This is a genomic window from Neochlamydia sp. AcF84 (assembly GCF_011087585.1).
GTDB lineage: Bacteria > Chlamydiota > Chlamydiia > Chlamydiales > Parachlamydiaceae > Neochlamydia.
In genome coordinates this window covers 1-22,138 of record NZ_VJOT01000003.1, presented here as the reverse complement: position 1 = coordinate 22,138, position 22,138 = coordinate 1, and the positions used below count along the sequence as shown (strand labels likewise).

Below are 22,138 nucleotides of genomic sequence, written 5' to 3'. Positions count from 1 at the left end.
TCTAAGTAATTATGAGTAGTATCTACCTCCGCGATAAGATGTTATGGCAAATCACTCTCTTGGTCCTCATAATCCATGGAGGAATGATTTTAAGCATGATCTCGCTTCCTTTTTCCAAACAAGCCCCTCGCCAATATAACGAACGTCTAGCCGTGCATACAATTCAGCTTACTCCTCCAGGAGTGCAAGCAAAATCCCCTCTTGCGCCTAGTGAGAACAAAGAAAAAATGGCTCCCAATTCTAATATTCTACCCAGCCCTAAACCTTCAAAAGAAATTGCCGCTGAACTTATTACCTCTCCTCCACCTCTTCCTCTTAACGTAGAAGAGATGAAACCTAGCAAAACTTCTTTGGCTTCTGCAGAATCTAATAAAAAAATTGCCCCCCCTCCCTCGCCAGATAAAAAAAGTATAAAAGCTTTAAGCCCTACAGCTTCTAAAAAAACGCCTAATAAAAAAGCAGCTATAAAAAAAGAGAATGCAATTCATGAATCCACCCATTCAACCACCGGCAAGCCCTCTCTTAAAAAAGATAATATTAAAAAAAGCGTTAGTCCTGCATCTACTGCAGCCAAGGCGGCTGAGAAAAAACCCATGAAAGCTCTTTTAGAAAAGTCTTCCACAGAGCCTCAACCTAAAGGCTTTAATTCACAAGCAAGCCTTGAAGTACAAGAAAAAAAGAAAAAACTTCTAGCTACTGCCCAGGCCAGCATTGCCAAGCTTGAGCAGAACCGAGCTCATCAAAATGCTTCTTTTTCTCAAGCAAGCCAGACGGCACTCGCCTCAGCTAATGCTATCCCTACATTGCAAATAGATAATCTGCCTATAGCTCAGACTCTTCCTTCCCCCGCAGTAGAGAGAAGCTATAGAGATGAGCTAGCTAGCCGCCTTAAACTTTTATTAAAACTACCCGAACATGGGGAAGTTCAACTGAAATTAACTGTCGATCGCTTAGGCCGAGCCATTAAAGTGAATGTCATTAAATCTCCCAGCCATTTAAATCGCCTCTATGTAGAAAAAAACTTGCCTATGTTAAAATTTCCTCCTCTAGGAAGGGAGTTTGCCGGCATGCCAGAATATACTTTTATCATTCAATTAAGTAATGAATTATGAACCACCTAAAATATTATCTAATAATTTTTCTTCTTTTTTTAGTTTTTAAACAAAATTTACCAGCTATAGCAAACGAAGACAATGAGAAAATCGTAGTTAGATTAGCAACGGAAAATAAGCTAATACCTCTTTATCTAGCTCCTTTTTATCAGGAAAGCTCTGCCTTTACTATCTCTTACATTCGGCAGCTAGAACAAGTTTTACAGTTTGACTTAAATCACAATGGCATGACCTTTACAATAAAAAATGAATCTAACACACCTGTTGGTGATTTTATTGATTCCATTAATAGCTCTACCTGGAAAAGCCTGAATACTTACTATGTATTGAAAATATTGATCAAAGGCAATCAAATGTCAGCAAAGATGCTTTCCATGAATAGTGAGCATGAAAAATCAGTCAATAATATTTCTTTAAGCGGAGACCTTAGCCAAGATCGCCGGCAAATACATCGTTTAGCCGATAGCCTCCATAAAAGCTTATTTGGCAGCGAAGGAATAGCCAGCACGCGAATCATTTACACGTGTAAAATCTCGCAGGGTCTTAAGTCTATCGCAGAAGTATGGGAAGCTGATTACGATGGCGCTAACGCCAGACAAATTACCCATGAAAACAGTCTTATTGTGACCCCTACCTATATTCCTCCTCAAGAAGGCCATACGAGCGGAAGCATTATGTATGTTTCTTATCGAGCGGGGCAGTCAAAAATCTATATAGCTTCCTTAAAAGATGGAGTAGGCAGGCGCTTCAGCTTGCTTAAAGGTAATCAATTGATGCCTGCTATTGCCAAACAAAGGGATAAGGTAGCTTTCATTTGCGATTATACCGGCAACCCTGATCTTTTCCTACAAGCATTTAATCCTGAAAAAGGCGCTTTAGGTAAACCTCAACAAATTTTTTCTACCTATCTAGCCACGCAAGGAACCCCTACCTTTAGCCCAGATGGTACTAAGGTTGCCTTTGTTTCTAACAAAGATGGATCCCCTCGCATTTATGTCATAGACATTCCGCAACCCGGAGCAAGCCTTAAAAACATTAAAGCTCTCTTGATTAGCAAATCAAATCGAGAGAACACAGCTCCTGCCTGGTCCCCCGATGGCAGTAAGCTAGCTTATTGCGCAAAAAGCCAGGATATCCGCCAAATTTGGGTTTATGATTTTGACAAAAAGCAAGAAAGGCAAATTACTAAAGGAGGGGGTCACAAAGAAAATCCTACCTGGGCTCCTAATAGCTTGCATCTTATTTTTAACTCTGCGGGCGATAATAGCAGCGAACTCTATTTGATCAATATGCATCAAACAGAAGCAGTAAAAATTTCCTCCGGAAAAGGCCTGAAACGCTTTCCTGCATGGGAGCCTAAGTTTAGCAAATAGCTCATTGCCTTATAGTGTCAGTCAAGCTTTAAGTCTCCTGATGGCTCTTTTCTTCCATGGGCTACTTACGCTTGAGCCTCAAAGCCTTTGCTTCGAGCATGCCTAGGATTAAAATGCTGCCCTAAATCCTATAAGCTCCTCTTAAGTAAGAGTAAAAAAACTAAGACCCATACAAAAGCTTTTTTAGAGCTTTTCTAGGCTCATACACTTAAAACAAATTAAAACGCAAGTTGCTTAAAATTAAAGAGATAAAACCCTAAAAACCTCTCAAGGAAGATAGAGTCTTATTCTTATCTTTCCTTTGTAAAACAAGCTAATTAAAAAAGCTCTTTTAGAATATTTCCCCTTTTATGTTACTATCTTATTTTTGTAATTATTTATAGCCACAAAGCCTGAGGATTTTATGAAATTAACTCCCTATTGCCTGCTTTTGAATATACTTCTTATTAGCTTATCCTTTACAAGCTGCAGGCGCACGAGCGATGATGTATGGGAAGATACGAAAACCGCTGGGCGTCATATTGGAAGAGGTGTTAAATCTCTTGGCGGTAAACATGGCGATTCGCGCCAAGTCTATTCTCCTGATGAATTTTATACCCTGGGTAAACCAAGCAATTCTGCAAATATTTATGCTCACGAAGACTTTATACCCTTACAAGATCAGCCCAACGTTGCCGAGTTAGCCATGGCAGAATCTGTTAGCCCACAGCCGAGAGAAAATCCAGGTGATCCAGGCAGTACTCTCCCCGACATTCAATTTTTCAAAGATCCTAGTACTATTCAAGGCCTTTCGGGTATTTTCCAAAGCATCAAATTTGATTATAATAGCAATTTGATCAAAGGCCAGGAAAACATGAGTATTTTACGCAAGGTAGTAGACTATCTGCAAAGAAATCCTAACACCTATATTTTTATTGAAGGACATACCGACGAAAGAGGAGCAGAAGCTTATAACCTAGCTTTAGGCTCACGGCGTGCTAACGCTGTTCGTAATGCTCTGATTGCCGAAGGCGCCAGCCCTGATAATATTTTTACGATCTCTTATGGTAAAGAACGTCCTGCCGTGATGGAAAGCCACGAAGAGGCCTGGGCACAAAATCGTCGAGCAGAATTTAAAATTTATCAAAAATAATGTTTATAGAAATCTTCTTCCCAAGGCTCAGGTTGCGCAAGCAACCTGGAGTTATAAAAGTTATGATATTCCTTATCATCCCTTTAATTTTATGCTTTCTAGGCAATATTGAAGCAGCCCCTAATCGCTATTATAATGATCAAACAGCCGTTGTTCTGCGTGAAATGCGCCATAATCTGGATGATTTACGCCATGAGGTCGGCAATCACGAAATTGAAATCAAAACCTATGATGAGAAAGTCCGTACTTTAGAAACGATTATCGACTCGATGCGCCAGCAATGGATGGAGGCAGGTCATGCGCAAACAGAAGCATGGAAAGATTCTTCTAAAGCCCTAGAAATAAAAATTAATAGCCTGGAGCTACTTACTCAAGGGATCATTTCGGATGCTAAGCAGTTTAAAACCTACTCGAATGAAATAGCTACCACCCTCTCCCAATATAAGCAAAAGCTTACGGAGCTTGAAAAAATTATTGAATTTCAAAATCAAAACATCGACAGCCTTCATCAAGCGATCAAATCAGTTGCAGAGGCCTTAAATCCCACAAGCGGCCTTTCAGAAAAAGCTGGGCTTCCATCCGTTAAGATTTATAAAGTGGTACCCGGAGATACTTTAGAAAAGATTGCGCGTAAGCATCAAACGACTATCCAAGCTATTAAAGAGCTTAATGGCCTTTCCCATGATAAAATCGTTGTTGGCCAAAATCTTAGAATCCCATGAGTAATTCGCAAGCAATTGGAATTTTTGACTCAGGGATCGGCGGGCTAACAGTGATGAAACAAATCATGCATAAGCTTCCCCATGAACAAATTATTTATTTCGGAGACTCTGCCAGGTTGCCCTATGGCGACAAAAGTGCCGATACCATTCTGCGTTATTCTATAGAAAACGCAATCTTTTTAATGGAACACCAAATTAAATTACTAGTCATTGCCTGCAATACAGCTTCAGCTTATGCTGTAGATAAGTTGAAACAGATCCTTAAAATCCCTATTGTTGATGTGATTCAGCCAGGTGTGGAGCATGCCGCTAAAGCTTCACGCCACCTTAGAATAGGTGTGCTTGCTACACGAGCGACCACCGAATCAGGTATTTATCCCCAAAAAATTAAAAAAAAGCTCCCTTCTTGCCAAGTTTACTCCATGTCATGCCCCCTGTTAGTACCCCTTATTGAAGAGCACCTACTCGATCATCCGGCCACCCAGCTAATTATCAAAGATTATCTTGCCCCTTTAAAGCAAAGCAGCATTGATACATTACTTCTTGGATGCACTCACTACCCTCTTCTTCGTTCTTTGATCCAAAAGGAAATAGGCCCGCATGTCTGCATTGTCGACTCGGCTAGCACCTGCGCAGAACATGTGTCGCTCACTTTAGAGGCTCATCATTTACATGCCTCCCCTGGTAAAACACCTTCTCATCGCTTTTATGTTTCGGATTATCCTGAAAAATTTCGTTTGCATGGCTCCAAGTTTCTAGGACATTCCATTGATAAAGTAGACATTCCTTTAAAAATGAAATTTGAGATTTAAAGTCGCCTATCTATACATACAAGTAGGCCTCTTTAACGTAGAGAAATACACATTCTTATCTATACTCAAGAATATTTAATAACTTTATTATGCTAAAAAACAAAAAGGTTGCTAGACTTTAAAGTTTAATCTCCTCTCTTGATTATCTAATCTTTTAATTTAAACGATAACAAGAGCCTTGCTATCGTTTTTACTAACTTTAAGGGATAAGCATGAAGCATTCTCTATTTACTTCCGAAGCAGTAGGAATTGGTCATCCTGATAAGGTCGCTGATCAAATTTCTGATGCTATATTAGATGCTTGTCTTGAACAAGATGAAAACTCCCGAGTGGCTTGCGAAACAATGGTAACTTTAGGCCTTGTCGTGGTTGCAGGAGAGATTACGACTAAAGCACAAGTAGATTATCAAGAGATCGTACGTAATACTCTTAAATATATAGGTTACGATCAATTAGAAGAGGGCTTTGACTATCGCTCATGTGGCGTGCTAACCTCTATTCATAAGCAATCCTTAGACATCGCTCAAGGTATCAATGAAAGAGAAGGCCTTTATAAAGAACAAGGTGCAGGCGATCAGGGCATAATGTTCGGGTATGCTTGTGAAGAGACACCCGAATTAATGCCTTTACCTATCACGCTAGCCCATCAAATTGTTCGAGAGCTCCATCACATCCTACAAAACAAACAGCTTCCTTATCTAAGACCTGATGCGAAAACGCAAATTACAATAGAGTATGATGAAAAAAATCAACCTATCCGTCTTCATACCGTTGTGATCTCCGTGCAGCATGCAGAAGGAGTTAAAAGAGAGACAATCGTCCATGATATGCAAGCACTTGTGCATAGGATAGCTCCTAAAGGCTTTATTACGGATAATACTCTTTTCTACATTAATCCTACCGGCCGTTTTGTGATTGGAGGCCCTGCGGGCGACTGTGGGCTTACCGGAAGAAAGATTATTGTAGACACCTATGGAGGAATGGGCCATCATGGAGGTGGGGCTTTTTCAGGCAAGGATCCCTCTAAGGTAGATCGTTCCGCTTCCTATGCAGCTCGTTATGTGGCAAAAAACATCGTGGCAGCTAAATTAGCCCGGCGCTGTGAAGTGCAAATTTCTTATGCTATCGGTGTTTCCCATCCCCTTTCTATTAAAGTAGATACTTTTGGTACAGGATCAGTGAGTGAAGATATTCTCAGCAGAGCCGTCCCTTTAGTGTTTGATTTAACACCTAAAGGCATCATTCAAATGCTTAACTTAAAAAAACCTATTTATCTCTCTACTGCTTTTGGTGGGCATTTTGGGCGTCATGAAGAAAACTTTACTTGGGAAAAAACAGATAAGATTATTTCCTTGTTAGAATGTGTAAAAATGGAATCTTTTGCCGCAGGATAGAGTATGTCATTAACAATCGATCAAATGAAAAAAATTCTTAAAGAACTTAACTCTTCTTTAAAGGAAGCGCTTTTTGATCACTGCACAGCGTCACATTCTCAAAAGATTATCCTTCATTTCAAAGACGCACCCTCCTTATTGATTTGTTTTCAAGAAGCCTTTTTGCGCTTCCATCTTACCAAATACCCTGGTCAAGATATTTCTTCATTCTTTTCTAAGCAACTGACCCATCATTTACGGACCTGGTATTTAGAAAGCTGCGAGCTTATCAATGAAGATAGAATTTTATGGATGGTTTTTAAAAAAGGCAAGCTCACCCAAACTCTTATCAGCGAACTTATTCCTAAAAAACCCAATTGCTATCTTGTTGATAGCCAACAGTGCATTCTAGTTTCTTTGCATCCCACTATCCATACTTTTTATACTCCTCCTAAAACTCTGCCTCCTCTTTTGCCACTCGACTCGCCTGAGAATATTACTAGTGCTTCAGTGGAAGCTATCTACAGACAGAAAGAATTAGAAGCTGAATTTCTTGAAAAAAGAAATGCACTGGTTGCCGAGCTAAAAAATAAACTGAATAAAACTCGGAAAGCCGAAGCCAAATTTTCAGAAGAGCTACAGAAAGCTCTTCTTTGGGAACAAGCACACCATGAAGCTTCCCTTCTTCAAGCCAATCTATATAAAATAACGAAGGGGTTAAGCCAGGTCAGGGTCAATGATTGGTTGAAAGGTAATCAAGAAGTCATCCTAAACTTAGACCCTACCTTGCCGCCCTCAGAAGAAGTCTTTAAGCGCTTTCAAAAAAGTAAAAAATTAAAGAAAGCAATTGCCCCCCTTTCCGCTCAGTTAGAGCAGGCCCATCAAGCCATAGAAAAGTTATCTTTAATGCTAGGACAGGTGCAACAGCTAGAAACTAAGCAAAAGCTTGAAAGTTTTTGCCAAATACATTCGGAGGAGCTATCTAAGAAAATAACAAAGAACAACTCGACAAAGAAAATTTTACCTTTACCTTATCACGAATTTGTGACTCAAGCAGGATTAAAGATATGGGTAGGCAAGAACGCCCATGCTAACGATAAATTAACTTTTACTTATGCCCATGGCTCAGATTATTGGCTACATGCTAGAGATGTCCCTGGATCGCATGTCATTTTACATATAGGTAAACGTCTTAAACCCGATGAAGAGTCTTTACAAGATGCTATTCATGCAGCTCTTTTCTACAGCAAAGCTAAAGAGCGCCAAGAAGGAGAAGTTTGCATCACTCAATGTAAGTATGTCTCGCGTTATAAAAACCATATTCCGGGAAAAGTTCATCTCTCTATTCAACGTATCGCTTACGCTAAAATAGATCTAGAGCGGCTAAAAAAACTTAAAGAAAATAAGTTTACCACTCTTTCTTAGGGTTTAAAATTTTCTTAAATAAAGAGATACTTGACAAGCTTTTTATACAATCATATGGAAAGACTAGATCTTTAATTAGCAAGGAAGCTGTTGGAAAGGTAACATTTTTTTCAAAAAACAGGAACACTATTTTTTCAACAGACCTCTATGTTTCTATAAACCTATCAATTAAAAGGTGGCATTTATAAAAAATTAATTAAAAAATGTAATTATACGCTTTCGAGCCACTCTTTATGTAATCATATGCTTGATAAAAAGCTTGGTTTTTACGGGTAGAGCCAGCCTGGAAAAAGGTTAATTTCTTTTTTGGTTATGTAGACTTAATTTCTCTAAAAGGTATTAGAAAAAAGATAAGCATGAAATTCATGCGAATGTATGAAATTTAGCAAGTAGGCGCGATTTTTTCCTTGGCCTATAGAATAAGTCGTTCTATTTGTTATTCTTCCTCTTCTAAGAAGCGATAGCCCACCCCGCGGACCGTCTCAATCCATTGAAAGTTGGGACCTAATTTTTTACGAAGAGAAGCGACGTGTACATCAATATTTCTATCCACCACAAAAGCGTCACTATTTTGAATATCGTCAAGCAATTGGTTACGGGTTAAAACCTTACCCATATTTGTTACCAAGCGCTTTAAAATCCCAAATTCTGAAAGGGTCAAAGAAATAGATTTATCGTTTTTTCTTACCAGATAACGTTCTAATTCTATTGTAAAATTACCAAACGCAATAATTTTTAAAGCTTTTTCATGGGTATCTTTGCCACGTCGCAGTACAGCTCGAACGCGTGAAAATAAAACTTTAGGGGAAAAAGGCTTGGCCACATAATCATCGGCCCCTAATTCTAACCCTAACACCACATCTAATTCCTCACTTTTGGCAGAAATCATAATGACCGGAATATCTTTTAATTCGGGATGAATTTTCATTTTTCGGCAAACATCTAGGCCACTTAAGCCAGGAAGCATAATATCTAAAATCACTAAATCCGGTTTCTCTCTTTCAATGGCTCTTAATCCATTCAGGCCATCAATTTCTGTATGCAATTTATAGCCAGAAATATCTGCTTGTAATTTAATCAATGCCGCTATATCTTCCTCATCTTCAAGCAGTACAATTTTTGATTTTTGCATGATACGCCTTTCTCAAGGTAAATTCTTTTTATCTCTATTTTAACATAGGCTGGATTTTTATTTCATCAAATTTTAAAATACTTTTTTTAACAGTTTTTTTCTTACATTAAAATTTTTTTTATAAAGTTTAATGTAGAAGATTTTTAGGGTTGGTTCTAATGTCCTATTTTAAAATTTTTACTCTTTCGTTTTGTTTTAGCTTGCTGTTTATTGCTCTCTTTATAGGGTTTACTTTTGATTCAAGAACCCTCCTTGACCAAACTTATGAGCATTTTGCTAGCCAACAATACGATGAAGCACACCTCCATCTCTTACATGGCGATCATGCCCTCTCATCAGCAGACTTTTATTTATATGAAGGGTATATAGCTCGTGAGAAATTAGGGGCAGAAAAATCACAACCTTATTTTTTAGAAGCCCTGCAGCATCTTACTAATAAAAGAAGTAATAAAGCTTTTGAATTATCTTTAAATTTAGCCTTAAATGCTTTTTTGCAAAAAGATATAGACGCCTTACATCAAGCGCTTGATCAATGCCTTTTGTATACTACTGTTGATCATCCTTGGTTCCTTTTCTTTAAAGGCTATTATTTTTATTTGCTCAAAGATTATCCTCAAGCCCTTACCCATTGGCAAGCTAGCCAATCTAGATCTTGGCTATCTAAATGGATGGAAGCAAGTTTTCAACGCCATCTTCCAGAAGAAAAAGTGAGGCTTAATTGTTTATACGCTCAAATCGAGGTAGGCCAATTAGAGGAAGCCCGCCAAGCATTGAAAGCCATGCTTTTCATCTCCCCAGCGGCTGTCGAAGAGGATACTAATCTGCTATTAGCTTTAAGCTACGTGAAAGAAGCCGAAAAATTGCCCCCACCTGCACGCCCTTTTGCTTATCAAAAAGCTGCAAGCTATCTCCAATTAACGTCCCACGCCAATGTCTATTACCTTCAAGAAAAAAGTTACCTTGCTCATTCCTTTAAAGCCCAGCTTTTGCAAGAAATTGAAGGTTTTACATTTATAAGCTTACCGCTTTACCTTCACACCTTAGAGAGAATGCATGCTTTTCCTCAATTAAAGGAAATAAGTAAGCGATTTGCTCAGAGATTTACTGAGATGATTTGCACAGGAAATATTGAAGAAGCTTCGCAATTTATTCAAGGAATAACAGACCATTTGTATGAAAGTAATTTTCATCAGCTGTTGGTCTCGCAATTAACAGCCTCTATGCAAGAAGCGATAAAAAAGGGCCATCTTGATTACTGGAAAGAGGGCTGGATTCTCAGCCAAAAGCTTCTCTCTTCTGATTCCTCCTGCCTGCCAACACTCATCCATGCTTTAGCATCTAAAATCTTGGAGGTACTTGAGAATGGTGCTGAAATTTCTAAAGAAATCTACGCCTATCTTGACCTATGGCAGGCTTTAGAAAAAAGAGCTTTCCAGCGCTATACCTTAGCTCAGCAGCTATTGCAAAAAGCCGAATGTCTTTGGTCGCTTAAAAATAAACCTCAAAAAGCCATAGATCTTATAAGATTGGCTACTACCTTACCCTTCGAAGAAGAGCTAAAAGAGTTCCAGCAAGACATTGAACGTGCAGTAATTAAAATATATCAACAGGCAGTTCTTCAAGATAACGTTTATCATTTTGCCTTTATTCAACAAGCTATACAACAATTTAATTTTAGTTCTCTGCCAGTCCTGGAGGCTCCAGAAATCGCTAACCAAATAGCAGATGCACAATACTTGTACAAAAAAAAGCAGTTTACCTTAGCTGCCGATAAAGCTTTAGGAGTACTTAAAGCTACTCCTTGCGATCAAGCAGCCCGCCGTATAGCTGTTTTGACTGCTTATGAAGAAGGGAAATATTTTGAAGTGGTCGAACATGCTAGGCATTTAAGCAGCCTAGATTCTTCTATCTTAGAGCCTCTGGCCATTTCTATGCTCATTACGGGAGAGAAGCAAGGAGCCTCTTTCCTGCAACTTCTTTGCACTCATCAGCCTTTATCGGATGATAATAAGCTGCGCCTAGGTTTAGGCTATTTACTCGTATCTCAGCCCGAACCAAGCATTAGTTGGCTGAAGCAAATTCAAAGGGCTCAACATGCTCTCTTCCATGATGAAATCCTTCTGGGATTTTATATTGCAGCCTTTCAAAAGCAAGATTGGCTGCAGGTGATTGACTTATATCCTCAGCTGGCTCCTTCTAGGCAGCAAATCCCTGCCGTTCAAGGCATGCTTATCCAATCTTATCTTGCCCAGGATCAAAAAGAACAAGCCGAAGAGATATTTGCTACTTTTTTAAAGCACATTCCCCTTTATTTCCTCGAAGAGAGGGGCTCTACACCTTACAATATCCTTAAAATGCATTTGTATAGCTTTAATGCCTATGATTTTGCTGCCCGCTATTTTCTTTATGTTAAAAAAGATTTAGTCCAAGCCTTAAGTTATTTTCGCCAAGTTAAAAATCCCCTTCCTGATCTTCTTTTAGAAAGGGCTCAGCTGGCTTATACATTAAAAAATTACCCCGAATCGCTTAAAGATTTACATGAAGCCTTACAGAACGTCCAGGGCTCGCCACGAGAAAAAGCTCTTTTGCTTTTAGGCCAAATTTATTTTGAAATTGGTTTATATCCTGATAGCGTCTCTTCTTTTAAAGAACTATTTGCTTTAGATTGTCGGCAAGATTCGAGTGTTCATCGATTATATGGTCAAGCGCTTACCCTTCTAGGAAGAGCTGATCTTGCCTCTATACATTTTAGGCAATTTGAAATCGATCATCTTGCTTTATTCCCAATCCCTCAAAATTTGGGCATCGATCTCAAAGAGAATAAATCTTTCAATCTAAGCTCACAGCTATTAAGCCACCAGCTGCAATTATACCCTCAAAGTATCTCCCTTCAGCTACTTTCAGCCAAAGAGCTTATTTCTTATTTTAATTATTCAACGGATAGCTGCGCTGATAGCTCTGAAAAACTTCTATTAGCATACGATATTCTTAAGAAAATCAATGAAAAGCATTCTTATCTTCCAGAAGCCTGGTATCTTCAAGGCCAAGTCTTAACTCATTTAAAACTTAATCGAAGTGCCAAACAAGCTTTCTCAAAAGCGATTGATTTAAATCCTTACTATGTGGAAGCCTATAAGCAATTAGCGCTGATTAATAAAATTGAGAAAGATTTTGACTCTGCTCTTTATCATCTAAAGCAAGTTTTACAAATTGCTCCTCACGATGAAGAAGCATGGCGCTCGCTGGCTTGTATAGAGGAAGAGCAAAATCATTTAACCGATGCAATTCAAGCCTGGAGTAAAGCATTAAAGCTCCACCCCCTTCACCCACTTTATTTACTCAAATTAGCAAATTTAAGTTTTAACCTACATACCACAGAATGGAGAGAGAAGGCGTAAATTAATTATACCGATTGCATCAGGGAAATTTAAAGTTGCCAATGAATGTACCCGCCATCCTTTTACTCCTTCTTAATTGAATCTTTTTGCTTTTTACTATATCCTATAGATAATTTAAAAGAGATCGATTGATGTTTTTTGTATTTGTACTTTTTGCCCTTTTTGCTAGCGTTTTCACAGTCGGCAAAGTTGCTCTAGAATATGCACAGCCTTTTTTCCTGATTGGATCACGCATGCTAGTTGCGGGTATACTTCTTTTAGCCTATGAATTTTACCGCAAGGGGGCCCATATCTCCATGAATTGGCACAGCTTTGGTCGTATCTTACGCCTGGCTTTCTTTAACATTTACATTACCAATGTCCTCGAATTTTGGGGTCTTAAATATTTAACCTCTTTTAAAACCTGTTTTATCTATAGCCTTTCTCCCTTTATATCTGCTTTATTTTCCTATTTTATTTTCACAGAGAAAATGTCGATAAAAAAATGGATAGGATTAATGATTGGATTTGTAGGCATAATTCCTATGTTACTTAGTGAAACATCTGCAGAGCAAAAAGCGGGCCATCTCTTTATGTTTTCTTGGGCAGAGTTAGCTGTGATTATTGCCGCTACTACAAGCGTTTATGGATGGATTCTTTTACGTCAGCTCGTTAATGAAAATCTTTATTCACCTTTATTTGCCAATGGAATGAGCATGCTGATAGGTGGAATCATTACCCTTTTTCACTCGCTGTTAGTAGAAGATTGGAAGCCCGTACCTGTTAATCTTAACAGCCTCCTCCCCTTCTTTATTTGTGCGGCTTGGTTGTTACTTGTTTCAAATCTTATCTGCTATAATCTTTACGGCTGGCTAATGAAACGTTTTTCTGCCACTTTTATGTCTTTTGCAGGCTTTTCCACTTCAATGTTTTCTGCTCTATTCGGGTGGGCTCTCTTGGGAGAGGAACTAGGCTTAGCCTTTTTCACTTCTTCGGCCCTTAATTTGCTAGGTTTGAGTCTTTTCTATCAGGAAGAATTAAAAAAATCTAGCGTTAGGGTGAACCGACAAACGACCGGCTAAAGAAAAAGCATCTGCCTCGTTTATATTGCCTTGCCCTAGTTTATTACTTTTTTCATGAATAGCTATCCAGCATAGCGCTCATCATTTCTTTAAAATTACTAACGAATGATAGAATTAAGCCTCTCACCGCTAACAAAAAGGGGGTGTAAACATAAAAAGCCTTGTTTAAATTTAGGGCAAACTTTATAAAAGGTCTTCCTGAAGCTTTATCAAGAGTAGTACCATGTCATCCTCCCGCATTGAAGGAGAAACTTACTTTCAAGCTAATACTTTCTTTTATAACGATCATATCAACCCTATCATTGCTTCTATTATTCCTCAGTTTGAAGGGATGATGCGCTCTTATGTGATCTTACACTTGATTTTTTTGATATTAGGTGTGATTGAATGTATCTTAATGGTTACCTTTTTTAGCTTATTGACACAATCAGCTTTACTTGCTATGTGTTTAGCTGGAGTATTTCTTACTTTCTTTTCTTATTTCATCCTGAAAGTTTATTACCAGGCTAAGAAGCCTGAGCAGCATAAAGAGATCATTCAACGTTATTTGGCTGCTTGCAAAAGCCTTTTGAATTATCAAGAAGGCTGCCCAGAACATCATATTGCTTTAGCCAATGCATGTTGCAAATTAGCTAATAACCTTCACGGCAAAGAATATAATTTCTATTCCTTCCCTCAATGGCTAAAATCTTTACATTCTTTTATAGAAAAATTTAGCTGTTGGTGGCATTGGCAAGATGTCCATCGCTTTAAAGAACTTCTCTTGCTAACTTCTGTAGAAGAAAATATCAAGCTTGTCAAGTGCGAGCCGACTAGCTTGGAGGTCCACGCCTCGCTTGCCAATGCTTACGTTATGCTTTCCGGCCTTTATGTAGATCCGCGTAAGTTAGAGGGATATGATGAGGAACGCTGGATGCCTGTAGAGCGCTATTCCCTTCAGATGGAAGAGAAATTCCGTGCCATTGCCGAACGAGCCATTGAAGAATTTAAGGTTCTTAATGATTATGCACCCAACGACCCTTGGGTCCATGCCCAACTAGCTTATAGTTATCGTGATCTGCAAATGCCTAAAGAAGAAATTAAAGAATATGAAACCATCTTAAAATTAAACCCGGGTGATCGAGAAACTTTCTATAAGCTGGGCCTTCTTTACTTCCAACAAGGATTTAATGCGCAAGGACTACGTGTGTATGAAGAATTAAAACGTACGCATTATAAAAAGGCAGAAAGCTTAATGGAAAATTATGGCTTATTTAAACCTTTTTCTTAAGAGCATCCATTGAAATATTTGTTTATTTTATTTACCACTCTGTCTTTATCGTTAGCTGCTGAAGAGTCTGTTATAGATTTTTTTGAAGAACGTTTATCTTTACATCCTCCCACGGAGCAAGAGGAATTAGCGGTAGTCCAAGCTGTACACCTATTTCTAGAACGCATTCAACAAAGAAATATTAATGATGCTTATTTTCTTAGTACAAGTAAAGAGTTTCAACAAGCTTCTTCTTTCAAATATTTTCACCTTTTCATCCAGGATCTTTATGGAAAGGTTTTAACTACTCAACTCACCAGAAAGAATGTTTCGTTTACTAATGTAGCCAAAGATCAAGCTACTTACCAAATCTTGTTAAAAGGCTCGTCAACCTATCAGAAATTCTATCTTGAATTTCACCTAGCAAACCGAGAAGGCGATTGGAAAATTATGCATATCAAAATCTATGAGAGCTACCCTACCACTCCTTCCCAGCAATCTTAATTTCTTATCGATTAAGATCCTCAATTACACCTTTTAAAGAAACTACATCTACATAACCAAAAAAGAAATTAACCTTTTTCCAAGCTGGCCTTACCCGTAAAAACAAGCTTTTTACTAAGTATATGATGACATAAAGAGTTACTCGAGAGCGTATTACTTCTTAAGTATATTTTAAGCTTTTTATCCTTTTCATTCCCTGCCTAACCTAAACTAGCTTGAGAGTAGCGCCTTAAATAGGCTATAATCACTTGAAGTAAACTTTCAATGCGTCGCTGGAAGGAAAACTGCAAGCTAGCTTTAATGGCACCAACCCTAAATGCTATTTTAAGGTAAGTAGCAATTAAGGTTTTCTAGAATGTATTTTTTATTTAATCTATACCTTTTTGTAGGATGAAAAAAACGATGACAAATCTATCTAACGCTAAGCGAATCTTGTTAAAACTTTCTGGAGAAACCCTTCTAGGGGAGCAACCTTTTGGCGTCCATTTTCCGACTGCGGAGCAGCTAGCTATATCGCTAAAAGATATAAAGCAAGAGGGTTTCGAATTAGCTTTGGTCATTGGAGGAGGAAATATTTTTCGAGCCATTCAATTAAAAGGCTCAAAAATCCCTCGCTCTGCGGCAGATCAAATGGGTATGCTAGCTACCCTTATGAATGGTATAGCCCTACAGCAAGCGTTAACTTCTATCGGCTGTACAACTAAGCTAATAAGCGCCCTGGAATGTCCTAAAGTGGCTGAAAGCTATAACTGGAACCGCACTAACGATTACCTTGCTGCTGGCCATATTGTCCTTTTCGTAGGTGGCACCGGTAATCCTTATTTCACTACGGACAGCGCTGCTGCCTTACGTGCTTGCGAAATACAAGCTGATGTTTTGCTTAAGGCTACCAAAGTCAAGGGTGTCTATACGCAAGATCCTTTGAAATTCCCTCAAGCACAAAAATATAGGACTTTATCTTACTCCCAATATCTTACAGAAAAGCTAGAGGTTATGGATACAACTTCCATCGCTCTTTGCATGAATAATCAGCTTCCTATTTTTGTGTTTAGCATGGAAGCTCTTGGAAAAGAATCTTTAAAACAAATATTATCGAAAACGGAAGACGGAACATTAATTAGTTAAGAAAAGTATCTTAATAGACAGCCTGAATTTAGGAAAATGGAGTTGTATAATGAATATTCTTGAACAAGCGAAATCCAAGATGTTAGTGGCAATTGAACATTTGAAAAATGATTTAAAATCTCTACGCACTAATCGTGCCAATGCTGGTATGTTAGATAGCATTTTTGTAGAAATTTATGGCTCTAGCATGCGTATCAAAGAAGTTGCTAATGTGACTGCCCCTGAAGCGCGCACGCTTTTAATTACCCCTTTTGATCCTTCTACAACAAATGCGATTGGCAAATCCATTGAAAAAGCTAATTTAGGCTTCATGCCTATTGTGGATGCTAATTCTATACGCATTAAGATTCCTCCTATGGATGAAAATATGCGCAAAGAAATGGTTAAGCAATGCCATAAAAAGAAAGAAGAAGCAAAAATTAGCATCCGTAATATACGCCGCGAGTTTAATGAAGCTGCCAAAAAACAAAAAATAGCTGGTGAGCTTACTGAAGATGGGCTGAAAAGGAATGAGAAAAATGTTCAAGAGTTGACCGATAAGTTTTGCAAAGAAGCTGACGAGCTAGCAGAAAAAAAAGAAAAAGAAATTATCACCATTTAGTTATTGCTTATAAAAGTCAAAATCCTGTAACATTAGGCCTCTTTAAGGAAACTTGAAGAAAAAATACCTTATAAGTTTTTCAACCTTATAAGGTGCCAGTCAGGCCCCATCGTCTAGCCTGGCCTAGGACACCGGATTTTCATTCCGATAACAGGGGTTCGAATCCCCTTGGGGTCAATTGCACGAGACTTTAGCTCAGTCGGTAGAGCATCTCACTTTTAATGAGAGGGTCGATGGTTCGAGTCCATCAAGTCTCAAGCTTTTAAGCAATTTCTACTTTGCTTTCCATCTCATCCCTTGAATTGCTTTTATTTTTCTACTCATGCTAGTTTAAGTTAAGCATTTATCAAGCCCATTGCCAGTAAGCCCAGCCGATTATTTTTTCGTTAGAAATCCTTTACCTTTTAAATAAGCCCTTTAAGCTTACAAAGCATCTGCTTTTTCATTTTTCCCTTTTATATTGATCTAATTAAATTCCCTATCCACCTACCTTTTATGCATTCATTAAACGTCCTCATCCTAGCAATTGATTAAACTTAAAGGAAGAGGATACTAAAATAAGTTTATGCTCTTAGCCTTATAAAAATCAGAGAAAAATTAGCTTTTTATAAATGAATAGATAAACTTTAAGCTTTTCGCAAGCTAATGCTAAGCTTTAAGCCTCTACTAAAATCCTGCCAGCTAGAGAAAAAAAACTGCTCATTGACGCCAAAGCCAAATAAGCAAAAAAAAACTCTCCCTACGAAAATAAATTTATACTTTTTTGCTCACATTTTCTATAGTAGGTGTAAATATATAACATCTATCAAAAGATCGACTATGGTTAAAAAAGCCTTTGAATTTTTTGAAGAGCAAGTTCCTGAACGACCCATTGAATGCACAGAATGCAAGAAACCTATCGCCATTTGGTATACGGAGCTCATAGGAAATAACATCTCGCAAACGGGCATGTGTTCAGACTGCCCTATCTTGCGACGTAAGCTACATGGCCAAACAAGTGAAAAAGAGATGGGCCATATGGTGGGAGAAACCAGCTTGGCTTGTGGAGAATGTAATACCTCTTTAGAAGCATTACGGGTAGGGGCCTCTTTAGGATGTAGCAACTGCTACGAGGTTTTTGATGACATTATCTTACAAGAACTCCTCATTCTTGATAAAGTTCCTCCTCGCGTAAAAGCTAATAAAAAAATTTTTCCACTCCATATTGGGCGCAGCCCAGGTGAGGTTAGAGAAATCAGCCCCTCCTTGCGTCTACTAGCTCTTAACGAAGCCCTCAATGAGACTCTAAAAAGAGAAGACTATGAACAAGCTGCATGGCTACGTGATCAAATTAGAGCTTTGACAGAAGAAAATGTGGAGAAAAGCAATGGCCCCCAATGATAAATCTAATGTTATTATTAACCAGAAAAAACTTTGGCAAGACAATGATAATGATATTTGGCTAGCTTCCATTCTTCATCTACATCGAAACCTTGAAAAATTCAATTTCCCGGGTAAACTTAGTACAGAGCGACGTAAGCAGGTGGTTTCAGTTTTAAGCAAAGAAATCCTCTCTTTAGATCTACTTGAGAAAGCTACTCTTATTCGGGCAGAAGAAATGGAACCTTTTGAGAAAGAATTTCTAGGAGAACATTTCTGGTCTAATGATAATTTCATCCAGGCTCATTCAGGAGAAGCTTTTATCATTGACGCTTCAGGACAATTTTTAGCTTCTTTTAATATTCGCAATCATCTCCACTTGCAACTTATCGAATGTAAAGGCGAACTAGAGAAGGCTTGGAATAAACTTTTAAAAATTGAAACCACTATTGGCCATAACATTTCTTTTGCTTATAATGCTAAATATGGCTTTCTTACTGCAGATATAGGTAGCTGCGGAACAGCTTTACTTGTTTCTATCTATCTTCAGCTTCCCGCTCTTGTCCATACAGGAAAAATGGAGGAAATAGTAGAAAAAAATAAAGAGGAAAGCATTGCTTGCTCCGGTATTCGCGGCTCTCCCCAAGAAATCATTGGTGATTTGCTAGTCGTGCAAAACAATTATACCTTAGGCGTTACCGAGGAATCGATTATCTCTAATTTAAATGCCTTTGCTACTAAAATGGTTGTCGAAGAAAATATGGCCAGAAATCAAATTCGAGCGAGTAGTAATCCTTATATTAAAGATAAAATCAGCCGTGCCTTTGGTATTTTAACGCATTCTTATCAAATTGATGCTATTGAAGCCCTGAATGCGATCAGCCTCCTTAAATTAGGAATAGAGATGGGCTGGGTAGAAGGCATCTCCCGCCAATCCATCAATCAACTATTCTTTAATTGTCGAAGATCTCATTTGCTAGCAGAATTTCATGAGAAAACCCATCTACCCCAGGAAGAAATTGTCCATAAAAGAGCCGAGTTCATCCATAAAGCTCTTCTTCAAGCTCATCTAAGAGTCTAAAAATAAAGCTTGCCTAGCTTGCTAATTTATAATTAGCAAGCCTCTTTCCTTATTAAATAAAGCAAACCTTACTCAACTAGCGGTAAAATAAGTCGTGATGGATAACCAGGGCCTGTATAGATTTTATTGCGGGCCACAGCACACCGCCCAGAAGTCGCTTCTAATAAGCCCACGTTATGATTAACTTCGTAGCGAGGAAAATTTGAACCGCAAATTGAGACTCTTATGCGATGTCCTTTGGCAAAAACCATACTCGTAGAAGCTAGATCAATTTCAATTTCATAAGGCTTTTGCAAAGAAGCCCATCTTTTTAGTTGAGAAGACTGGATGGCTGTTCGATGGATTCCATCGGAAATTAAAATGCTACGCCCATCGGGGTAAACATCACTTAAACGTACGACGAAATCGGTGTCAGAAACATTGGAAGTTACATATAATTTAGCTAATAAATGTCCAGTCACTTCCATGTCTTCTTCTAAGGGTTCGGTAGTAAATACCAGTACATCGGAACGACTTTCAATCGTTCGCTGATCTCTAGGGCCACAATCTAGAAAGAGATTACGCCCCCCTATTGTAGGAACAGGATTTTTAGGGTCAGCATTAAAGGAATAGACACCCCTTTTTTCTTTTGTTATCTCGGTTATTAATTTATGCTTTTGCCCCAAATAAAAAGCTTTATTTTTAGCAGGTATAGGCCAATTTTCAGCAGTTTTCCATACATTTCCTTTCGAAGGCGAGCCATCAAAGGGACCCATAACGTAATAGGTAACGGGAGGCAGTTGATCTACACCATTTTCTATGCCTTTAAGGTGATAATCAAACCAACGTTGAGGAGACATATCATAAGAAGGAGAAAATCCTTGAGGAGGAACTGGAAAATCACCTAGCTTGGAGGATATAGGCCACCAATGAGTCCACGGCCCTATCAGCAGTTTCTGCTTTCCTAAAGCACCTTTTCCTCCATTATTCTGCCGAGAGACGAAAGCATCGATGGTCCCTTGCAAAAAGGTGTCATACCACCCTCCATATAAAAATCCTGGTACTCTCACTTTTTGTGCCACCTTGATTGAGTCTAACTCCTCCCAAAATGCATTATAAAAAGGCTGAGAGCTTACAAAGCTTAACACACCTGTATCTTTAGAATAATATCCTAGCCATCCTTCTACCTGATTTTTATGTAGCTGTCCACCTGGAAAAATGGCGTGATGATATAAGCTACCAGCGGCAATTCCAATATACTGACATTTAAGAGATGGGGGTGCAGAAGGTGCTAGCAGCAGTTGGGTGCAACCTACGGCTGAAAAACCTAAGGTCCCAATCTTTCCATTTGTATAAGGGCTTTTTGCTAACCACTCAACTGTATCATACCCATCTTGTAAAGCTCCCCAGCCATCGGTGATAAAAGGAGCCGTCTTTCCATTGATATCTAAAGCATTCCGGGTATCCTGCATAACGACTACATAGCCAAAATGAGTGAGGGAGGTATATCCCACCCAAGGCATTGCTTTGCGACCTGCCGGGCATCTTAATAAAATACAAGGAGCTTTTTTTTCCCTTCCCTCCGCGGGAAAATAAATATCGGCTGGTAATTCATAACCATCTCGCATGGGGATTTTAACTGTCAAATCGGCAACAAAATTATCCTTGGCCCAACATAATGAAGTACTTAAAAGAAAAAAAATTGTCAAAATTTTTAAATGCATGCGTTCTTTACCTCAAGTTAATGAATGAGTTTAATATTTTAGGGGAGGTAAAGTCAAAAAATATGTGAAGTAGATGCTATTTTTAATTGAGAAAGGAAGCAATTATAAGAAATAAAAAAAGAGCAAAATTGCCTAACTAACTCATCTGTACGTAAGGCCAGTTTTTAATTTAAATTTTCAAAAAAAGTTACAGCTGATTTACCTCTTGAACTCCCCTTGCTTTTTTGTTGAAAAATTTAAGCTACTTACGCACCAGATGAGTTGAATAAATTATTCTAAGGATATATTTTTTCCTTTGAAAAGAGGAGAAAAAAATGAAACTTGATATTCTTGATATTTATACAGATTATCTTATCAGCATTGTTCTCTTTGCCCGCCTCCCCTCACAACCTTAAGCTCTTTTGATGATTAAAGCTTTGATTTTGATTCATCCATAACAGCCTCTCGGAAAAAATTGGATTATATGCGGGAGAGGCGCGCAAAGCGGCAATATCTAGCTTAGTTTGCCGTCTTCTTGATTTCATCCGGCTATAAAAAAGATAACTATTCCTAAAAGACCGAGGTGTTTTTAGACAAAAGCTAATATGTAAGGGTTTGTCTTTGAAATGCTGTTGATGATGTCTTTTCCACAAGGTCTCTTCATCTCCTATTCTTTTCCAGTGTTTACATACTTGCTGAGCATTCACAAGCTCTTTGGGGGAGAGAAAAGAAAAAATATGCACAATCAATTCTTCTGGTATGGTTTTTATTGAGGGAGGGGCCTCAGTAATGAGGCGCCAAGGGCGCAGATCTATACCATTAAAAGGATTAAAGTTAAAAAAAAAGCATCCCATTATAATGCATCCTTGATTAATAGAGTTAAAAACATTCTCAACGCAAATAAGGACACTTGTCATTAACTGGCATTTAACCTAATCTTTTTTCTGATTAATATTTTTTATCAACACCTTCATTTATTGTTATCTGGGTTCTTGTT

The 22,138-nt window shown here is 38.3% G+C and carries 18 protein-coding genes and 2 tRNA genes; 17 read left to right on the top strand and 3 right to left on the bottom strand.

The features are described 5' to 3' along the window. Positions 1 to 11: 11 nt before the first annotated feature. The 7 genes from NEOC84_RS00140 (at position 12) to NEOC84_RS00110 (ending at position 7,949) form a co-directional block, all read left to right on the top strand. Positions 12 to 1,112, top strand: coding sequence for a hypothetical protein (locus tag NEOC84_RS00140; RefSeq protein ID WP_166154139.1), 1,101 nt, complete (start codon positions 12 to 14; stop codon positions 1,110 to 1,112). After that, positions 1,109 to 2,485 carry a Tol-Pal system protein TolB gene (gene tolB / locus NEOC84_RS00135; RefSeq protein ID WP_166154137.1) on the top strand — a complete coding sequence of 459 codons (1,377 nt, stop codon included), beginning with the start codon at positions 1,109 to 1,111 and terminating at the stop codon, positions 2,483 to 2,485. The genes NEOC84_RS00140 and tolB overlap by 4 nt, the downstream gene beginning before the upstream one ends. A 403-nt stretch (positions 2,486 to 2,888) precedes the next feature. Next, complete coding sequence (locus NEOC84_RS00130; protein ID WP_166154135.1) at positions 2,889 to 3,617, top strand: OmpA family protein; 729 nt, start codon at positions 2,889 to 2,891, stop codon at positions 3,615 to 3,617. A 62-nt stretch (positions 3,618 to 3,679) separates the two neighbouring features. Next, positions 3,680 to 4,339, top strand: a complete 660-nt coding sequence (locus NEOC84_RS00125; RefSeq protein WP_242678141.1) for a LysM peptidoglycan-binding domain-containing protein — start codon at positions 3,680 to 3,682, stop codon at positions 4,337 to 4,339. Continuing rightward, positions 4,336 to 5,151 (top strand): glutamate racemase, encoded by an 816-nt coding sequence (gene murI / locus NEOC84_RS00120; protein WP_166154133.1) that lies wholly within the window; start codon positions 4,336 to 4,338, stop codon positions 5,149 to 5,151. Before NEOC84_RS00125 ends, murI begins: the two co-directional genes overlap by 4 nt. Before the next feature lie 212 nt (positions 5,152 to 5,363). Continuing rightward, entirely contained in the window at positions 5,364 to 6,545 is a 1,182-nt protein-coding gene (gene metK, locus NEOC84_RS00115; RefSeq protein ID WP_166154131.1) for a methionine adenosyltransferase, read from the top strand. 3 nt (positions 6,546 to 6,548) lie between these two features. Then, a complete protein-coding gene (locus NEOC84_RS00110; RefSeq protein WP_166154129.1) occupies positions 6,549 to 7,949 on the top strand; it encodes an NFACT RNA binding domain-containing protein in 1,401 nt (466 codons plus the stop codon). 436 nt (positions 7,950 to 8,385) lie between these two features. Here NEOC84_RS00110 and NEOC84_RS00105 read toward each other — a convergent pair whose 3' ends face one another. Beyond that, positions 8,386 to 9,081 carry a response regulator transcription factor gene (locus tag NEOC84_RS00105; protein WP_166154127.1) on the bottom strand — a complete coding sequence of 232 codons (696 nt, stop codon included), beginning with the start codon at positions 9,079 to 9,081 and terminating at the stop codon, positions 8,386 to 8,388. Between the two features lie 158 nt (positions 9,082 to 9,239). Here NEOC84_RS00105 and NEOC84_RS00100 point away from each other — a divergent pair, with 158 nt between their 5' ends. From NEOC84_RS00100 to NEOC84_RS00055, 10 genes are all read left to right on the top strand, one after another. Continuing rightward, positions 9,240 to 12,479, top strand: a complete 3,240-nt coding sequence (locus tag NEOC84_RS00100) for a DUF1347 family protein (RefSeq protein WP_166154125.1) — start codon at positions 9,240 to 9,242, stop codon at positions 12,477 to 12,479. A gap of 131 nt (positions 12,480 to 12,610) precedes the next feature. Continuing rightward, the gene (locus NEOC84_RS00095; RefSeq protein WP_166154123.1) at positions 12,611 to 13,540 is read left to right on the top strand and encodes an EamA family transporter; all 930 of its coding nucleotides are present in this window, start codon (positions 12,611 to 12,613) and stop codon (positions 13,538 to 13,540) included. A gap of 223 nt (positions 13,541 to 13,763) precedes the next feature. Further along, positions 13,764 to 14,810, top strand: coding sequence for a hypothetical protein (locus NEOC84_RS00090; protein WP_166154121.1), 1,047 nt, complete (start codon positions 13,764 to 13,766; stop codon positions 14,808 to 14,810). 9 nt (positions 14,811 to 14,819) lie between these two features. Continuing rightward, entirely contained in the window at positions 14,820 to 15,293 is a 474-nt protein-coding gene (locus tag NEOC84_RS00085) for a hypothetical protein (RefSeq protein ID WP_166154119.1), read from the top strand. Positions 15,294 to 15,695: 402 nt separating this feature from the next. Further along, complete coding sequence (gene pyrH / locus NEOC84_RS00080; protein ID WP_166154117.1) at positions 15,696 to 16,418, top strand: UMP kinase; 723 nt, start codon at positions 15,696 to 15,698, stop codon at positions 16,416 to 16,418. Positions 16,419 to 16,467: 49 nt separating this feature from the next. Beyond that, positions 16,468 to 17,019 carry a ribosome recycling factor gene (frr, locus tag NEOC84_RS00075; protein WP_166154115.1) on the top strand — a complete coding sequence of 184 codons (552 nt, stop codon included), beginning with the start codon at positions 16,468 to 16,470 and terminating at the stop codon, positions 17,017 to 17,019. A 102-nt stretch (positions 17,020 to 17,121) separates the two neighbouring features. Continuing rightward, positions 17,122 to 17,196, top strand: a tRNA-Glu gene (locus NEOC84_RS00070). 7 nt (positions 17,197 to 17,203) lie between these two features. Then, positions 17,204 to 17,276, top strand: a tRNA-Lys gene (locus tag NEOC84_RS00065). Positions 17,277 to 17,838: 562 nt separating this feature from the next. Beyond that, a complete protein-coding gene (locus NEOC84_RS00060; protein WP_166154113.1) occupies positions 17,839 to 18,399 on the top strand; it encodes a UvrB/UvrC motif-containing protein in 561 nt (186 codons plus the stop codon). After that, complete coding sequence (locus NEOC84_RS00055; RefSeq protein ID WP_166154111.1) at positions 18,386 to 19,459, top strand: protein arginine kinase; 1,074 nt, start codon at positions 18,386 to 18,388, stop codon at positions 19,457 to 19,459. Before NEOC84_RS00060 ends, NEOC84_RS00055 begins: the two co-directional genes overlap by 14 nt. 68 nt (positions 19,460 to 19,527) lie before the next feature. Here NEOC84_RS00055 and NEOC84_RS00050 read toward each other — a convergent pair whose 3' ends face one another. Together NEOC84_RS00050 and NEOC84_RS00045 are read right to left on the bottom strand one after the other, a co-directional pair. After that, a complete protein-coding gene (locus tag NEOC84_RS00050) occupies positions 19,528 to 21,162 on the bottom strand; it encodes a CocE/NonD family hydrolase (protein WP_166154109.1) in 1,635 nt (544 codons plus the stop codon). A gap of 383 nt (positions 21,163 to 21,545) precedes the next feature. Beyond that, a complete protein-coding gene (locus NEOC84_RS00045; RefSeq protein ID WP_166154107.1) occupies positions 21,546 to 21,995 on the bottom strand; it encodes an F-box-like domain-containing protein in 450 nt (149 codons plus the stop codon). Positions 21,996 to 22,138: the final 143 nt, after the last annotated feature.

Bases quoted from the DNA above. Each gene is read 5' to 3' on its own strand.
- NEOC84_RS00140 (WP_166154139.1), top strand. From the start codon at position 12: ATGAGTAGTATCTACCTCCGCGATAAGATGTTATGGCAAATCACTCTC.
- tolB (WP_166154137.1), top strand. From the start codon at position 1,109: ATGAACCACCTAAAATATTATCTAATAATTTTTCTTCTTTTTTTAGTT.
- NEOC84_RS00130 (WP_166154135.1), top strand. From the start codon at position 2,889: ATGAAATTAACTCCCTATTGCCTGCTTTTGAATATACTTCTTATTAGC.
- NEOC84_RS00125 (WP_242678141.1), top strand. From the start codon at position 3,680: ATGATATTCCTTATCATCCCTTTAATTTTATGCTTTCTAGGCAATATT.
- murI (WP_166154133.1), top strand. From the start codon at position 4,336: ATGAGTAATTCGCAAGCAATTGGAATTTTTGACTCAGGGATCGGCGGG.
- metK (WP_166154131.1), top strand. From the start codon at position 5,364: ATGAAGCATTCTCTATTTACTTCCGAAGCAGTAGGAATTGGTCATCCT.
- NEOC84_RS00110 (WP_166154129.1), top strand. From the start codon at position 6,549: ATGTCATTAACAATCGATCAAATGAAAAAAATTCTTAAAGAACTTAAC.
- NEOC84_RS00105 (WP_166154127.1), bottom strand. From the start codon at position 9,081: ATGCAAAAATCAAAAATTGTACTGCTTGAAGATGAGGAAGATATAGCG.
- NEOC84_RS00100 (WP_166154125.1), top strand. From the start codon at position 9,240: ATGTCCTATTTTAAAATTTTTACTCTTTCGTTTTGTTTTAGCTTGCTG.
- NEOC84_RS00095 (WP_166154123.1), top strand. From the start codon at position 12,611: ATGTTTTTTGTATTTGTACTTTTTGCCCTTTTTGCTAGCGTTTTCACA.
- NEOC84_RS00090 (WP_166154121.1), top strand. From the start codon at position 13,764: ATGTCATCCTCCCGCATTGAAGGAGAAACTTACTTTCAAGCTAATACT.
- pyrH (WP_166154117.1), top strand. From the start codon at position 15,696: ATGACAAATCTATCTAACGCTAAGCGAATCTTGTTAAAACTTTCTGGA.
- frr (WP_166154115.1), top strand. From the start codon at position 16,468: ATGAATATTCTTGAACAAGCGAAATCCAAGATGTTAGTGGCAATTGAA.
- NEOC84_RS00060 (WP_166154113.1), top strand. From the start codon at position 17,839: ATGGTTAAAAAAGCCTTTGAATTTTTTGAAGAGCAAGTTCCTGAACGA.
- NEOC84_RS00055 (WP_166154111.1), top strand. From the start codon at position 18,386: ATGGCCCCCAATGATAAATCTAATGTTATTATTAACCAGAAAAAACTT.
- NEOC84_RS00050 (WP_166154109.1), bottom strand. From the start codon at position 21,162: ATGCATTTAAAAATTTTGACAATTTTTTTTCTTTTAAGTACTTCATTA.
- NEOC84_RS00045 (WP_166154107.1), bottom strand. From the start codon at position 21,995: ATGGGATGCTTTTTTTTTAACTTTAATCCTTTTAATGGTATAGATCTG.